At 67.7% G+C, this 16,531-nt stretch carries 8 protein-coding genes; 2 read left to right on the top strand and 6 right to left on the bottom strand.

What is annotated here, in order from left to right:
• Positions 1-29: 29 nt before the first annotated feature.
• From HCT63_RS04010 to HCT63_RS03995, 4 genes are all read right to left on the bottom strand, one after another.
• Positions 30-1,907 carry an ABC transporter permease gene (locus tag HCT63_RS04010; RefSeq protein WP_167001478.1) on the bottom strand — a complete coding sequence of 626 codons (1,878 nt, stop codon included), beginning with the start codon at positions 1,905-1,907 and terminating at the stop codon, positions 30-32.
• On the bottom strand, positions 1,904-2,680 hold the full coding sequence (locus HCT63_RS04005; protein WP_167001477.1) for an ABC transporter ATP-binding protein: 777 nt from the start codon (positions 2,678-2,680) through the stop codon (positions 1,904-1,906). The genes HCT63_RS04010 and HCT63_RS04005 overlap by 4 nt, the downstream gene beginning before the upstream one ends.
• A 138-nt stretch (positions 2,681-2,818) precedes the next feature.
• Positions 2,819-3,484 carry a response regulator transcription factor gene (locus HCT63_RS04000; protein ID WP_167001476.1) on the bottom strand — a complete coding sequence of 222 codons (666 nt, stop codon included), beginning with the start codon at positions 3,482-3,484 and terminating at the stop codon, positions 2,819-2,821.
• A complete protein-coding gene (locus HCT63_RS03995) occupies positions 3,481-4,761 on the bottom strand; it encodes a histidine kinase (protein ID WP_167001475.1) in 1,281 nt (426 codons plus the stop codon). Before HCT63_RS03995 ends, HCT63_RS04000 begins: the two co-directional genes overlap by 4 nt.
• A 108-nt stretch (positions 4,762-4,869) precedes the next feature.
• Between HCT63_RS03995 and HCT63_RS03990 the strand changes: the two genes are divergently transcribed.
• Complete coding sequence (locus HCT63_RS03990) at positions 4,870-5,049, top strand: hypothetical protein (protein WP_208322312.1); 180 nt, start codon at positions 4,870-4,872, stop codon at positions 5,047-5,049.
• Between the two features lie 73 nt (positions 5,050-5,122).
• Here HCT63_RS03990 and HCT63_RS03985 read toward each other — a convergent pair whose 3' ends face one another.
• Positions 5,123-6,217 carry a YbdK family carboxylate-amine ligase gene (locus HCT63_RS03985; RefSeq protein ID WP_167001474.1) on the bottom strand — a complete coding sequence of 365 codons (1,095 nt, stop codon included), beginning with the start codon at positions 6,215-6,217 and terminating at the stop codon, positions 5,123-5,125.
• Positions 6,218-6,599: 382 nt separating this feature from the next.
• Here HCT63_RS03985 and mobF point away from each other — a divergent pair, with 382 nt between their 5' ends.
• A complete protein-coding gene (gene mobF, locus HCT63_RS03980; protein WP_167001473.1) occupies positions 6,600-9,518 on the top strand; it encodes a MobF family relaxase in 2,919 nt (972 codons plus the stop codon).
• A 744-nt stretch (positions 9,519-10,262) separates the two neighbouring features.
• Here the strand turns inward: mobF and HCT63_RS03975 are convergent.
• Positions 10,263-16,463, bottom strand: a complete 6,201-nt coding sequence (locus HCT63_RS03975) for a DNRLRE domain-containing protein (RefSeq protein WP_167001472.1) — start codon at positions 16,461-16,463, stop codon at positions 10,263-10,265.
• Positions 16,464-16,531 lie beyond the last annotated feature (68 nt).

The following is a 16,531-nucleotide window of genomic DNA, read 5'->3' as shown; positions in this document are numbered from 1 at the left end:
GCCCCCCGTCGCCGCCCACGATCTCGACCCTACGTCCGCGCCGAACGCTTGCCCAGCGCTGCTCGGGCGACCACCGGGACGACGGTTACAAGCGGTACGAGCAGCACAGCAGCGCTCAGGACGCCGTAGCCGACCAGGTCGAACGGCGGCACCGCCACACCGAGGAGGCCGCCGCTGACGCCTAGGACCGCCGGGATCACCGTGGCAGTCCCGATCAGCCAGGCCAGGCCTCCGATGACCAGGGCCTCGACGCTCGCCATCGCGATCAGCTGGCGTCGGGTTGCGCCGGTGCGCCACAGCAGCACCAGCTCGTCGCGTCGTCCGGCGGTGCTGAGGACCAGCGCGTTGGCGGCGGCCACCACGACGAAGACCAGCAGCAGGAGCAGCAGCAGGGCAGAGAGGTCCCGCGCTGCGGCCCCCGACTCGGTCGTCGACGCGACGTACGCCGCCTCGTCGGTCGCCGTGAGCCCGAGGCCGGCGACCGCGGCCCCCACACCCGGCTCGTCGGCGCGAAGCAGCACCGTGTCGGCACGGACGTCGACACCGTGCACCGCGGGAGTGCCCTGGCCGACGAGATAGTCCCCGAAACCCAGGCCGCGGTCATAGATCGCGACGACCTCCGCCCACGCGAAGTCGTCGCCGGCCCAGCGGATCGCGATCTTCTCGCCGATGCCCTTGCCGGTGTCGAGGCGCGCGTCTCGACTGATCGCGACGGTGTCCGGGGCGTCCAGCGCGGCCAGGTCGCCGTCGCGAACGCCAGGATCGAGCATGCCGTCGAGCTCGCCGGCCGGGAGGCCGCGTACCTGCGTCGGCTCCCATCCCAGCGGCCCGAGCCACCCGGCCTCGTCATCGGTACGCACACTCGCAGGCACCGTGGCGAGCGGGGCCGCCGCGTCGACGCCGGGCAGGGTGGCGAGTGCGGCGAGCCGGGACTCGTCGAGGTCGCTGCCGGTGACGATCAGGTCGGCGTCCAGGCCGGCCGCCAGCTGGCGCTCGCCGGCCACCGCCAAGGTGTCGTCGGTCGTGGCCTGGACGGTGCCGACCCCCAAGGCGAGGGCGAGCGGCACCACCACGGTGGTCAGCCGTCGCGAGAAGCCGCGGGTGTTGGCGAGCGCCAGGCGGGTGGCCGGTCCGCCTCGCAGGCTGGCATGGTCCAGCAGCCACGCGACGAGCACGGGGCCGGCGGCAGCCGCCGCACCGACGAGCAGGAACGCCGAGGTCGCGGCCATCGCGCTTCCGAGGGTGCCGGGCATGAACAGCGGGCTCAGCGCCATGATGAGGCCGGCTCCGGCGAGGGCGAGGGCGCTGATCCGGCGGACGCGCCCGATGCCGACCGGCTCGACGACGCTCTGCGTGACTGCTGCGGTCGGCGCGGCACGCAGCGTCGACCGCGTCGCCAACCGAGCGGCCAGCCACGCCACCGGCAGCAGGACGAGCGCGGCCGCCAGCACAGGCAGGGGTGAGAGCGCCATCTGGAAGTCCGGCCCCACCATGTCTGCCTCGACCAGGACGGGCGTCAGCAGCCGGACGGCGACGAGGCCGACGAGTGCACCCAGCGGCGCCGCCACCAGCACGACCAGGCTGATCTCGCGGGCGACCAGCCCACGGACCTGGCCGCGGGTCGCGCCGACCGCGCGCAGCAGCGCAAAGTCCCGTTGCCGTCGGCGCAGGGCGAGCGAGACGGTCGCCGAGACCACGAAGACGATCAGCATGGTCGCGGTGCCGGTGAAGGAGAGGGCCAGGAGGATCAGGAACCCGGCGCCGCCCGGTGAGCGGAGGCCGGACTCGATGAGGACTCCGGTCCCGGAGACCAGCACGGCGGCAAGGGCGACCACCAAGAACGGGCCGACCAGGCCCGGCAGGTGGGCGGTGGCACCAGAGCGGGCGAGACGCCACATCGTGCTCATCGCTCCAGCCCGAGCATACGCTCGGCGACCGAAGCCGCCGTCGGGTTCGTGAGCCGGTCGACCAGACGTCCGTCGGAGAGGAAGAGCACCTGCTCGGCGGTCGCAGCCACCAGCGGGTCGTGGGTCACCATGACCACGGTCTGCCCGAGCCGGGACGCGGTCTCGCGCAGCAGGGCCAGGACGGCCGTGCCGGTACGGCGGTCGAGTGCGCCGGTCGGCTCGTCGGCGAAGACGACGGTGGGCCGGGAGAAGAGCGCGCGCGCGATCGCGACGCGCTGGGCCTGCCCGCCGGAGAGCTCGCCGGGGCGGCGCTGCGTCATCTCGGCCAGCCCGACGGCGTCGAGCAGCTCGGCCAGCCAGCGTGGCTCGTCGGCCTTCCCGGCCAGCATCGCGGGCAGCGTGACGTTGTCGGCCACGCTGAGGTGCGGGACGAGGTTGTACGACTGGAAGATGAAGCCGATGTGGTCGCGGCGGAACCGGGTCAGTGCATCGGGCGAGAGCGTGCTGATGTCGTGCTCACCGACAGTGATCCTGCCGCTGGTCGGCGCGTCGAGTCCGGCGGCGCAGTTGAGCAGCGTCGACTTGCCCGAGCCTGAGGGGCCCATCACCGCGGTGAAGGAGCCAGGCTCCAGGGCCAGCGAGACGCCGCGCAGCGCGTGGACTGGTCCCGAGCTTCCTGCGTACTGCTTGTGCACGTCGACGAGGCTCAGCGCCGGACGGGTGGCGCCGTTCGCGTGCGGGTGAGCGGTGCGGTGGGTGGTGGGGGCGGTCATCGCCGCTCCTCGGTCATCGGAAGAGAACACACGATGACGGTACGAATCCGCGGGGGTGTGCCACGAGCCGCGCAGGAAGGAGATCTCCGGCTTGCATCCTTCGATGCAAGCGCGGCCGCCGCGCGGGCCGGGGTCCGCTCAGTCGGGGACGGCGACGACCTTGTTCTGGTACGCCCAGACCGCAGCCTGGAGTCGGGAGCGGACGCCGAGCTTCGGCATCATCCGGGCCAGGTGCGACTTCACCGTCGAGGTCTCCAGGACCAGCTGCGCGGCGATCTCGTCGTTGGACAGACCTTGCGCGAGCAAGAGCAGGATGTCGAGCTCACGGGCGGTGAGCAGCTCGGTGGCCCGACCGGCGGTGACAGGGACGATCTCTCGGCGCGTCACCACCTCGCGCAGCACCCGCTTGGTCAGTGCGTCGTCGAGGGTGCCATTGCCCCGAGCGACCGAGCGCACCGCTGCGACCAGCACCTCGGGCTCGGCGTCCTTGAGCAGGAACCCCGAGGCCCCGGCCTCCAGCGCCCCAAAGAGGTAGTCGTCGATGTCGAAGGTGGTGAGCACCAGGACGGGAATCGGATCGGTCACGCCAGGCCCGCACAGCTCCCGCGTGGCGCTGATGCCGTCCTGCCCGGGCATCCGGATGTCCATGCAGACCACGTCCGGTCGCAGGGCGCGCGCGGCCTCGACCGCTTCGCGGCCGTCGGAGGCGACAGCGACCACCTCGAGGTCCGGCTCGGCGTCGATGAGCGTCCGCAATCCGGCGCGCACCAGCGCCTGGTCGTCGGCGATCAGGACCCGGGTCATGCGTCCTCCGTGGTGGCTGTCGTGCGGTCGATGTGCTGGGTGTCCTGGTCCCGCGGGATCCGCAGCCGGACCAGCCAGCCGCCGTCCTGGGTGGGACCGATGTCGAGGCTGGCGCCGGTGAGCTCGGCGCGCTCACGCATCCCGACCAGGCCGAACCCTGACCTCCCCGGCTGCGCCGCAGGACCGCCAGGCCGGTCGTTGCGGACGGTGAGCAGCACGGCCTCGGGGTCCCGGTCGTCGACGGTCACCTCGGTGGGTGCGCCAGGCGCGTGCCGGGCAGCGTTGGCGAGGGCCTCCTGCGCCATCCGGTACGCCGCGAGCTGGCCCAGCGGACCGACTCCGTGACCGACCTGCTGGTGGTCTCCGGCCAGCACCGTCAGCCGGACGTCGCGGACGGTGCCGCTGACGTCGTCGACGAGCGCGGGAATGCCGGCCAGGGACTCCGGCCGTACCCGCTCGGGCGTGTCCGTACGACCGTCGTCCTCGCGCAGCAGGCCGACCAGGCTGCGCAGGTCACGCAGCACCGCGGTGCTCTGGGTGCGTACCTGCGCGACGGCGGCCTTGGCGGCCTCGGGGTCGGAGTCGATCTGCGTGCCGATGGCCGCGGTCATCACCGCGATCCCGGACAGGTGGTGGGCGGCGATGTCGTGCAGCTCGCGCGCCATGGCAGTCCGTTCGCGGGCGACGGCGGCCTGGACGAGCGCGCCACGCTCACGTTCCAGCGCGTCCACCCGGCTCTGCCGCGCCTGCCGGATCTCTCGCCGGGTGGCCACCGCGATCGCGACCGCCAGCGGGAGCCCCACCGTGCCGACACCCTGGAGCGCACCGAGGCCGAGCGCGAGTGCCACCGGCTCATCACTGAACGTCGCGCTGATCATCGAGCCGGCAGCCGCAAGCACCCCGGCGGCGGCGAAGGTCGGCCAGGAGCGGGAGAGCGGCTGCGCCAACCCCAGGGTGTAGGAGGCGACGAAGACGGCCAGCTGGGCCAGGCCGATCCCGTCCCCCAGGCCCCACACGGCGCACAGCAGCATCCCGAGGGAGACCAGGAGCAGGACGGTGCGCGGCGCCGTACGACGCCACAGCAGTGCCACCGCCTGCAGCACGATCGTGACCGCACCGAGGCCCCAACCGAGGGCGGACGGGACCGGCTCCACCACCCCGGCCTCCGGGGCCACGGCGGTCACGACGCAGAACGCGGCGAGAGCGACGAGCGCGAGGGTCCCCGTGACCAGTGCGACCCACCGGTCGACGACCGGGACGCTGCCACGACGAGTCACGACCGGAACGCTACCTGGGGGGCCAAGCCCCACGCAGCGGCCGGGACCGGCGGTTGATCGGGGAGGACGTACGACCAGTGGAGGCAGTTCGAGTCTTTCCCCCGGTTCATGGAGGGCATCGTCGAGAAGGCCGGCGACGTGCTGAACGTCGTCGAGCGTCGCGTCGCGGGAGACCTCAAGCGCTTCAAGGAGTTCATCGAGTCCCGTGGCGTCGAGACCGGCGCGTGGCGAGGAGAGGTGAAGCCGACCGGCGAGGTCGACCCGTTGGGTGGGACGCACCGCCACTGAGCTGTGCTGAACCCGTGACAGAGAGGCCGTCCCCCCAGCTCGTGGGGGACGGCCTCTGTCGTCCCCACACCTTTCAGCCGTCGACGTCCGCCGTGCGCGCCACGAGGTCCGCCAGCAGAGCCGGCATCCCTTCTCGCTCGCACACGGCTCGTTGGCGGACGTACTCAGGAGGCTCGACGAGGATCGCCTGCACGGCGTCGAGGGGTCCGTCCACACCGTCAGGCGCCAGCTGCTTACGTGCGTCGTCGAGCGCGCGTGCCGCGACCTCACGCATGGGTCGTCGTGACCGGCCCGCATCGACGACCGTCGCTTCGAGGCCGAAGCGGCACGCTCGAAGGTCGTTCGCGAGGACGACCTCGTCCGGGAGGTCATCAGGGTCAGGAAACTCGACGGCATGTCGGGCAAGGCCCTGCACCAGGGCAGTCAGGCCGGCGGCGCGTGCGAGCGACGACTGCGCGTCCATGACTCGTACCTCCACCGTCCCCAGTCTCGGGTGCGGACGGAGCTCCCAGCACACGTAGCTGTAGTCGGGCACCTCGTGCGCCCACATGGCGAGCCCGATCGCTGCGACGTACTCATCCCAGCTTCGGAGCACGGGCGGCATGGTCGTCCGCGGATACGACCTGAGGATGGCTGGACGGGCGCAGGCGAGTCCGGAGTCGCGGGCGTGCCAGTACGGCGATCCTGCGGCGAGCGCACGGAAGGCGGACAGCCGGTTGCGCAGTCCGCGGTAGACCTTCAGGGCGGTGGGCGGGTCCGGCACGCCGACGTGCACCTGGAAGGCCGCGGTCGGCGTACGCAGCAGGCCGGCGAACTCGTCGCCGATCCGGTCGTATCGTCGCGACGTCGAGATGTCCACGGAGCCGAAGCCGGAGCTTGGGTGGAGACCGACTGCCATCGGTCGGACGCCTTCGGTGATCAGTGATCTCCGTAGGTGTTTCAGCGACTGGCGCACTTCCTCGGCGTCCGAGCACACGGGCGTCTCGAGCTCGAGCTCGTCGACGAAGATCTCGCCCTTGAGGGTGCCGTGTGTTCCGCGGTTACTAAGGGTGGCCGTCAGCGGTGCCGCTGCCGGTCCGAGCATCTGCCCTCGCTGGTCGACGAGGAGCAGCTCGTCCTCGCCCCCGACGGTGAACTCGCCCCCTGGATGCCATTCGAGGCAAGGCACTCCTGGGCCGGAGACCTCGGTGCTGCTTGCACGCGAACCTCTCGACACCAGGCCTCCAGAAGATAGGTGCGGACTGCTGTGTCCAGGTACCCGGCGATGTGGAGGCAATGCGTCACGGGCTACCTCGATCGACACCATCGCGAGGAGCAGCACCACCATGCGGGTGGTGGCGCCGAGGGCCGACCGCCAATTCGGGGCCGGTGACAGGAGTCGAACCCGCGACATCCTCATTACAAGTTGCACGCGGCGTGTCCGGCGATGGCCGCTGAGATGCGTTTGCGCAGGTCAGCAGGGATCTGGATTCCGCCGCGGTTCCTCGACGGCCGCTGCTTCTCGGGCGTTTGGCTACTCGTTCGGCTACTCGTGGGGGTCGCGTCCAGTGATGACGCTGCACAAGCTGCACGCCGGTGACGGCTACACCTACCTGACCCGACAGGTCGCGTCTGGAGATGTCACGCGGACTGCCAGCCAGTCGCTGGCGGACTACTACCTCGCGTCCGGGAACCCGACCGGTCGGTGGATGGGAGTCGGGGCGCGCGAGCTGGCCGTCAGCGGGACGGTGCGCGAGGACCAGATGCGGTCCCTGTTCGGCGCCGGAATGCACCCCGATGCCGAACAGATCATCGCGCTCGAGGAAGCCAACGGCGCGAGTCCGGAGGCCGCGAGGACCGCCGCCCGGCTGGGACAGGCCTTTCCCGCCTTCCACACGCGCGAGTCACGGGACGATCGGATCGCGGAGCGGATCGCCCGATACGAGGCCAAGGACGGCCACGCCCCAGACGCGACGACACGGGCTCGGATCGAGACATCCGAGGCCGCGAAGGAACGTCGCGCCGTCGCCGGGTACGACCTCGTATTCACCCCGGTCAAGAGCGCCTCGATCCTGTGGGGACTCGGCGACGCCGCCACCCGCCAAGCGGCCTCCGACGCCCACCACGCCGCAGTCGAGAACGTCCTCGCCTGGTTGGAGACGGAGACCTGCTTCGCCCGCACCGGCAAGGCCGGCGTCCAGACCAAGGCCCGCGGATTCATCGCAGCCGCGTTCGACCACTTCGACTCCCGCTCCGGCGACCCCGACCTGCACACACACGTAGCGATCTCGAATAAGGTCCGCGCCCTTCACGACCTCTCCGACGGTCGAGCACACTGGCTGTCGCTCGACGCTCGCGTCCTGCACGCGGCAGGAGTCGCGGCATCTGAGCGGTACAACACCCGCTTCGAGGACGAGCTCAGCCGACGGCTTGGCGTCGCGTTCACCGAACGTCCCGACACGGTCCGCGCCGACAAGCGACCGGTACGCGAGATCGCCGGCGTGCCGTTCGATCTGATCCGGTCGTTCTCCCAACGCCGTGCCGCGATCGAGGACCGCTACCGTGAGCTCGCCGCCGACTACCGCAATACCCACAGGCACGACCCCGACACCGCCGCCCAGCTCCGACTCGCCCAGCAGGCCACCCTCGACACCCGCGGCGACAAGATCCTCGGCGAAACCCTGGCCGACAAGATCACCCGCTGGCGCACCGAAGCTCGACCGTTCCTCGGCAAGGACCCCGACCGGCGATTGGCCGAGTTGATGAACCCGAAGGCGCCGGCGCGCGCGTGGGATCCGGACGAGGTGCCGGTCGACCTGATCGCCGAGGTCGCCACCTCCGTGGTCGCTGAGCACAAGGCGACCTGGACCCGCTGGAACGTCCTCGCCGAGATCGAACGCCAGATCCGCCACCTTCGCTTCGCGACCGCTCCTCACCGCGAACGCGTCACCGTGCGCGCTCTCGAGCGCGCACTCTCCCCCGACGTCGCGGTCCCACTCTCCAACGACGCGACCACCTACGGTTCACCCCGGTACACGACCCAGCACATCCTCGACGCCGAGCAGCGACTCCTCGACACCGCACGCGCCCACACAGACCACCCGGTCATGGCCGAGCCCGATGCCGTTGCCCGAATCTGGGCCTACGAAGAGGCGCAAGGCCACCGGCTCGACCCTGGCCAGCGCCGGCTCGTCCTCGACTTCCTCACCAATCCCCACGCACTGTCGATCGGAGTCGGACCAGCGGGGTCAGGGAAGACCACCGCTATGCGCGCCCTCGCCACCATCTGGCGCGAAGCGGGACGCCGCGTTATTCCGCTCGCTCCGTCGGCGACCGCTGCGCAGGTCCTTGCAGACGAGCTCGGCACCAGGGCCGAGAACCTCCACAAGTTCCAGCACCTCACCGCCGAGCCAGTAAGTGGCGACGACTGGGCTCACCTGCGACCAGGCGACCTGGTGCTCGTCGACGAAGCCAGTCTCGCCGGCACCACACGTCTCGACTGGCTCACCCAGCACGCCCATATGGCCGGTGCCGTCGTCCGCTTACTCGGCGACCCGTACCAGCTCTCGGCGGTCGAAGCCGGCGGCGCCTTCCGACTCCTGGTCGGCGACATCGGCGGACCCGAACTCGACACGCTCCACCGCTTCCACAACCCCGACGAGGCGGCGGCGACCCTCCAGATCCGCGGAGGAGACCCGGCCGGTCTGCGCTTCTACGAGGACAACCACCGCGTCGTGACCGGCAGCGGGCCGCATCTTCTCGAGTACGCTTACAACGCCTGGGAGCGCGACACCCGACGCGGACTCAGCAGCATCATCATCGCCAGCACCGAACGGGACGCGCGCGCCCTCAACACGACCGCCCGCGCGGCGAGAATCCGAGCCGGGGAGATCGGCCGAGCCGGCGGCGTACGACTGCGCGATGGCACCACCGCCGGCGTCGGCGACATCATCACCACCCGTCGCAACAACCGTGCCCTCACCACGATCCACGGCACGTACGTGAAGAACGGCGACCGATGGACTGTCACTGAGGTCAGCGGGGACGGGCGACTGCACGTCGAACGCGGCGGCGCCTGTGTCGAACTGCCGTCCGGCTACGTTGCCGACCACGTCCAGCTCGGGTACGCCGTCACGACCCACCGCGCGCAAGGTGCCACGGCCGACACCGCGCACGTCATCGTCGACGAAACCACGACCCGGGAAGCTCTCTATGTCGGTGCCACCAGAGCTAGGACCTGCACCTACCTGTACGTCGCAGACCAGCAACTGCTCAGACTCGACACCGATCGACCACCAACTCCCGAAAGCAATCCGTTCGAAATGCTGCGCGAAGCGCTCTCACGCTCAGGCCCGCACAGATCCGCGACACAAACGCGCCGGTCGGCACGGCGCCGCGCGCGAACATCGAACCTGCAACTCCCTCAGCACCGGCGTGACGACAACGGGAACCTCGGGCCGGGGCGAGCGGGTATCGCCCGATCTTGGTGACATCCCTGTTTTGGTTTCTAAGGGGTAAAGGTTTGTCAGAGCAGGATCAGACTGTAACGCTGACCTCAGGACGACGCGTGAGGGGGCGGCAGCTGAACGCCTAGGTAGGGCGACAGCGGAGTCTCATTCGGGTTAATCTCCAGTGCGCCATTCGCGAAGATCCGTCGCGATTGGAGACTTCGCAACTCATGCCATACATCGGTTGAAACTCGCGTCGAACCGACTCTTTGACGCCCGAGAACGACCGCACATTCATCTGCTTGACTCTCTAGCGGGTCGAGCCAGATCGCGAAAACATGACACTCTTCGCCCTTCTCGAGTTGAGATTCAGCACAGGCCCGTTCGAGCCAGGGGTACTCCTCGTCCCCAAAGGAAAGCGGCAGTTCTGTAACTGGAAGGCTCCAGTATTGCGAGTCTTGACCGAGCAACTCGACATCGGACGGCTCCTTCATCCAGCGCGGCTCTCGCGCGCTCGAGCGCCAAAGCCGGAACGTGTGCCCAACCACCTCGCGCAGCGACCGAAGACCCGCTCGGCGTAGTTCTTTCGCGAGCCTCGAAGGAGGAACTCCTTTCTCCCAAAGTTCGGAATAGAGCTTCCATTCCTCCTCATCGGCACCGCCCCTGGCGCTACCGACTTCAGACCGAAAGACCTCCAAGGAGTTGTCGTCACCCTCCACACGCCGACTCCAAGCCCGTCTGTAGGCGTCGATTATGTGCTCGCTATTCCGAGCTTCGCCACTCACGTCACTGCCTCCCATGACGACGCTGGTACAGAGGAATAATGTTGAACTTGGGACGGAACTTCCAGAACTTCCAACCCCAGTTTCCGATACCGATTCTGATCCTGATGCGATGCAAGTAGTGGCCCCGCGGCGGGGTCGCGCCGTGCGCCCTCATGATATCAGTTGCAATGTCGGCCGCGATGGACATGAGGATGTCGACCACGATCTTGACCACGGTCCCCCAATTCGGGACCTTGCTCACATACTTAAGACCCTCCGAGATCAAATCGGTGAAGCGCTTAGCGTTCCTAATACGTTTCGCCCATTTTGCGGCATTCTCTGGCTTAATCTTCTTGTTAAACAGCCACTTTGTCGCCAGGCCGGGCAGGTCGGCAAGGTTGATCGGATCCGCGGGGTAAATGTAGCTATTGTCGTTGCCTCCCGAAATTGCGTCGCGCGACAGAAAACGGCCGGTCGTCGGATTATAGAGCCGCGCTCCCATCAGCATTAATCCACCAACAAGGTTGGCGGGTCGGGCCGCGCCGCCGTGCCACCCATAGGTCTGCACAGCACCCGCCTGCAGCCCTCCGAACTCATCGAACTCGCTGAACGGGCCGATGGCAACATTGCCCTCCATATCCGTGCCGGCTCTGAGAACCAAATGGCCCTGAAGATCCGCGAGATCGAATATTGCTGGCCCTTCGTCGAGCTGCTGGCCAACCAATGTCCCAAACGGCCCGGTCAGGTTGCGGCTCCACGTGACAGAGCCTTCCTCGCCCGTTGAATCTCCAGCGATGGTCGTGGACCACGCTGGCGAATCGCTCTCATCCGAGAAGTGGTTGAGCGTTCGGACCGGGGTGGCGCCGACGTGTTGCTCGATTACGGCTATGCGGTCCGCCGGGTCAAGTTCGTACGCGACGCCATTCTCCGCTAGCGGATCAGTTGACGCTTCACCTTGGGCTAGGGAGGCGACCATGTCATTGGCGAAGTACCGAACGTCGACCTCGCCTCCGGCAGGCATGTTCGACGCTTCGCCTGGAATCGTCCGCGTGCGGCCGAGCGCGTCGTACGAGTACCCGCCCGTGATCCGATCTGCTGCATCGAACGCGGACGCGATGGTTGTCGGAGCGCTTCCATCACAGCGTCCGCTGGAATCGGCTCCGCTCTTTGTGAGTGCGTCGCGGTTGGAGTCGAGGCTCAGGCTGTACTCACGTCGCTCACACATGCTCTGCTCAACCGGTCCGACTCCGGACGTGTCATCGACGCGCACCAAGCGGTCCCGCCGGTCGTACCGGAACGACCGGTCTGACCCGGGGGTCACCGACGTCCGCACACGGTCGGAGATGTCGTAGGTCTGGCTGAAGGAAACGACTTCTTCGCCGACGGTGTAGGCGAGGTTTGTCGGGTTGTCGGCGGCATCGTAGGTCCACCGGGCGGTAATCCCGTTCGGGTAGGTCATCGTCGCTGGCGCGCCCCTGGGCGTGTACTCGACGGTAAACTCGTCGGCCTGACCGTTTGGCAGGTCGACGTCGAGCCCGGTAACGAGGCCGCGATGCTCTCCGCTGCCTTCGTACGAATATGTGTATCCGCCCTTGCCGTCGTTATGCGTCGACAGACGACCGGCCCTGTCGTACGTCTTCGTGCTTGTGTTTCCGCTGCTGTCTGTACGGCTCTTCTCGCGTCCCCACGAGTCATAGGTGATCGAGATCGTCGACTCGTCGTTGGAGATCGCCGTGAGCGCACCTGTCACCGTGTCATAGGTGTAGTTCGTCCTAGCTACGGCGCGGTCTCCCGCCGGCGCGTTGTTGACAATGGTGTGCTCGGACGTGATGTGCCCAGCGTCGTCAAACGTATTGGTCGTAACCCGCTCGATCTCGTTGGACGGAGTCGTCGGACTGGGGTCGCGCGATTCTTTGATCAACGTCGGATTGAGCTGGGGGTCGTAGGCGGCGTAGAGCGTCGTAGGCACGCTCGCTCCGCTCGCGGGCTGTCCCGCGGGTCCCGTGAGGCACTCCTGTCCGGCCCACTGGGGCTTGTTGCGGCATCTGGAGTCACGAGCGCTGTCGTCGGCGGTGTAGTAGACCGTGATCGTGGAGCGGGGATCAGTTCCGGCTCCGTCGTGGCTTGCGACCCCCTGCGGCGTGCGAGTCTCAATTTCCTTGCCCTCGGTGTCGTGCCGAGTGAGCGTGGTCGACCAGTTGCTTGGCTGCGCCTTGTCACCACCGAGCCACACGCTGGTGCGTGTAGCGACTCCGAGTTCCCAGCCATTGCCGTCGCCGTTCTGGACGGGGTCATAGCGGTAGCGCGTGACCTTTTCGTCGTAGTACGCGCCGCCCCAGAGGTCGAGCACGCTTGATGTCTCCTCGACGACCAGATTGCGTGGGGTCTCTGGTTCATCGGCTGGCCGGCCAACGATCAGTTGTGTCTGCGTTGTCTCATCGTCGTAGGTGTAGGAGGTGACAGGACGTCCCTGGACAACCTCTCCCGACTCAGTCACGACCGCGCGCTGCGGGCCCAAGATCGACTCGACGCGGGTGCCGTCGGCGTTGTACCCCGTGATGGTGCTGAGATCGATCGCCTCGGTCGTGCGTTGCGCGGGATCGATGGCGAGGATCCGGGCGCGTGCCGCGGCGTCGATTGCCCAGGTGACGTTTCCGTGCTTGTCGTATCCGTAAGAGTCGACGAGCCAGTCGCCAGCACCGTAGACGGCGGTGTTGGTCGTGTGTCCCTCGACGTCGTAGTAGGTCAGTGACGCATACTTCCAGTCCCGCTCCGCGGGAGCGTTCGGGCCGAAGACTGCGGCGCCAGCGATAGGTGCGTCTGTCCCGCCTTGGTCCCAGGCTGTGATCGCCTGCGGTGTCAGGTCGGGCAGGTCCTCGCCGGAGGTCGGTACTTGGTAGACGATCTCCCAGCGTGCTTTGTCGTTGGACCCTGGCAGTGTGCGTTGGACCTGGTCGAGTCGGTCATTGTCGTCGTCGTAGCCGAGTTCCCACGTTTCCTCTCCGGCGGGCGTGACGCTAGAGAGCCTGCTCTGATCTCCCGAGCCGCTGTAGGCATAGGTCGTGGCCGCACCCTCCCCGTCGGCGTTGGTAACGCGGGGATCGGCTACTCCCGTGAGCCTGCCTTCGTCGTCGTAGCTGTACTCGGCGACAACGGTCGATTGCGGACCGGTGGTTGCGTGGACGATCTCTGCCACGCTCGTCAGCCGTGACCCGAGACCGCCGGAGATGTCGGAGTAGGTCAGATGCGTGTGGCGACATCCGACGTCCTGGCTGGTCTCGCTGCACGCCAAGGTCGCCGAGACGGGTGTAAAGATGTCGCTGACCCTGCCCTGTGGGTCGTGTCCGAAGGTGGTGGCACCCACCTCGGCAGGGCCGGTCACCGAGGTCAACTGCCACGCGCCGCCGCCAGGTGTGGCGGTCCAAACGGTGATCGTGCCGTCGTCCTCACGTAGCCGCAAGCGCCACTCCGACATGCTGGCCTCCAACGTGAGGGCGCCAGTGATGTCGCCGAATCCCTTGACGAACGTGAACGTCCCGGTCGACCCGGCCGCGATCGGCCCGGCTCCGGTTCCCCACAACGTCATCGCCCCGTCGGCGGGCTCGAGGACGAGCAGGCCGAGACCGGTCAGGTCGTCGCGAACCTCGAGTCCCGACGTGGCGCCTCCACTCCCAGACAGGTCGGCCGCCCAGCCCGGGCCGAGCACACTCGCGGCATTGGTTGCCGGGCCGCTCATCGAGCGGTAAGTGCGCCCGATTCCGGCTGCGTCGGAATCCTCGACCATCACCTCGCCCGAGTACAGCGATACTGTGCCTGGGCCCACCTCCGCGACAGGAAAGGAGTCCCCAAACGCCCCGGGAATCAGCGAGACGGTGCGTGCGGGACCGCATTTCATCCCGCTCGTTGTGGAGTCGAAGCACACCCGCACGTCAATCAGAGCCGGTGACGGCACCGCGTCCTGCCTAGCGTCCCAGATCAACTGTCCCGTCGTCTTCATGGCCCCAGCCAGCTGCAACGTGCCGTCCCAGTCACCACCATCACGCTCGGTCAGCGCATCGACGGGCGCCCACGCCGCCGAGCTTCCACTGGCACGCCACTCGAGAGTCAGCTCGTCCACGAACCCCGGACCGTGCGCCTCAATCGCGAAGGTAGATGTGGACCGTTCACCACCGACCGGCGCCACCAGGCTGGCCGCACCGACACCGAAACCGAAGGTGATCGTCTGGGACTTGTTGCCGGCGCGGTCCGCGGAGTAATACTCAATCTGCGTCGCACCCGACTCGGGGATCGCGATCGCGCCTGTGCTTCCCGTGCTTGTCTTCCACGCACCGTCGTTCAGGCGCCACGACCACGAGACCACATCCGCCGAACCCCCGAACGTACAGGTCGTGCTCGCGGCCGGCCGCGTGTCGTACCACACTCCGTTGGAGTAGCCCGGGCACGAGATCGTCGCCGTAGGCACGGCCGTGTCGACTGTGAAGGTGGTTGACGCGGAGTAGTTCTTCGAGATCAGACCTGCTGAGTCCCGAGCCCGCGCCTTCGTGGTGTACACCCCGTCGGTGTTGAGGGTGTAGGAACGAACCGAGCTTCCGTTCGACGACACCGCCGACCCCGCCAGGCCGGACCATGAGCCCGCCGGTCCCGACACGTCGAACAGACCGGTCAGCGTGCCACCATCGGGGTCAGTCACCTTAGAGGACACGTTGAATGTCTTCTTGTTCACGTACGTGACACCGCCGTAGGTGGTCGCACCCACCACCACCGGCGCCGCCGCCTTGTTCGGGTAGGAGTTGTAGGTGACGCTCATCCGCGGGCGGGTGTCAGTGTTCGTGTGCTCACTGGAGCGGTACTTGCGCCACGTCGCGTTACTTGCCTCATTGTCGGCAGCCACCCGAATGCCATTGTTTGCGGCGCCATCTGCCCACGCCTGGACAATGGCCGTAGCGTCCCATGAAGCCTGGTTCCCATCGGCGTCGCACGAGGCCGAGTAGCCGTAGGCGGGAGCGAATGTGCTCGAGCCGGTCGACGTGACCGTCGGCTGGTTGTCCCAGGTCAGGTCCCCGACCGCCCAGGTCTCGGTGATGCGGGCGATCCGGATCGCCGAGGACGTGCACGAGCCGGAGTACCAGTTCCGCATCTTGAACGTCGCCGACACGATGTCCTGACCCGATCCACCATTGTCATTGAGCATTCCGATGAACTTCACGAACGACCGCGCCTTGTGCCCGCCGGCGTCATAGGTACCCGCCCGCAATTCGGTAGAGCCACCCTGGCTCGTCGTGTAGCCGGCGTTCTGAACCCACGAGTCGCCGTTGGCGTACATCGTGTACGACGGATCGACCGTCACCGGGTACACCGTCGCAGGATCCGACAACCAGTGTGCATCCGGCGACAGCACCAACGTCTGCTTCTCACTCGCACCGCTGCCCGAGGCCTCGACCGCCGCCTCAACCGGCTCGACGTTGTTCGGCAGATCATCATTGCCCACGGCGGCGTCCCACATGAGCGGTTGCGGAGCGGTGACGACCTTCTTGCCGTCGGCCTTTACCACCAGCGAGCCGCTGTCGTTGACAGTCAGCTCTCCATCCGGGATCTGCAGCGGGATCGGAATCTCTAATGGCTCCGTCGGTGCCGCCTGCAGCACCACCGAGTGTGAGAACCCCGTCGGCAGCGCCTGCACCACCAGGTCGCCGTTCTCCAAGGCTCGCGGATAGGTAACCGTGTCACCATCGACAACCGGCTTCGGGAGCGCCGTCGGCCAACCGAAGCTCGACCTGTTGCCCTTCTCGTCAGTCACCGTCGCAAACGTCTTGTCGCCGCCAGGCGAGAACACCACATCCGCCGACGCGTACCTCGCAGTTAGTCCCGTAGCTCCTGCGATGGGCACAATGGTGGTGTCGATGTCGTGCCAGGCTCCCGCTTCGTCGACGACACGCACCGGACCCGATGCGGCCTCCTGCGTCCACGTCCCGTCAGGGTTCGCGAACAACTGCGTTGACTCGGTGCGCGCCGACAGATCCTCGACCTTCTCGTCAGCCAAACGCGCCGCCAGGGCCGCCGACACCGCGTCCGGACGATCCTGGACTCCGTCACGATCCGAGTCCGTCACCACCACGGAGGGCGATGGCTCCTCCGGTTCGGTGAGTGCGGCCGCCGAGGATGCCGGGCCCAGGGTTCCCGCGACCAGCGCGGTGGAGACCGTGATGACAATCGATGCGACCATCCGCGACGCTATACCACGAGTGACCATTTCCAACCCGACCTGTCTTGCAGTAGTCACCCCAGCGGTGA

The organism is Mumia sp. ZJ430 (assembly GCF_011751845.1).
Taxonomy (GTDB): domain Bacteria; phylum Actinomycetota; class Actinomycetes; order Propionibacteriales; family Nocardioidaceae; genus Mumia.
This window is presented reverse-complemented; position numbering and strand designations above follow the sequence as displayed.

What these genes read in the sequence shown, in the direction of transcription:
- HCT63_RS04010 (WP_167001478.1), bottom strand. Translation starts at nt 1,907, where the DNA reads ATGAGCACGATGTGGCGTCTCGCCCGCTCTGGTGCCACCGCCCACCTG.
- HCT63_RS04005 (WP_167001477.1), bottom strand. Translation starts at nt 2,680, where the DNA reads ATGACCGCCCCCACCACCCACCGCACCGCTCACCCGCACGCGAACGGC.
- HCT63_RS04000 (WP_167001476.1), bottom strand. Translation starts at nt 3,484, where the DNA reads ATGACCCGGGTCCTGATCGCCGACGACCAGGCGCTGGTGCGCGCCGGA.
- HCT63_RS03990 (WP_208322312.1), top strand. Translation starts at nt 4,870, where the DNA reads ATGGAGGGCATCGTCGAGAAGGCCGGCGACGTGCTGAACGTCGTCGAG.
- mobF (WP_167001473.1), top strand. Translation starts at nt 6,600, where the DNA reads ATGACGCTGCACAAGCTGCACGCCGGTGACGGCTACACCTACCTGACC.
- HCT63_RS03975 (WP_167001472.1), bottom strand. Translation starts at nt 16,463, where the DNA reads ATGGTCGCATCGATTGTCATCACGGTCTCCACCGCGCTGGTCGCGGGA.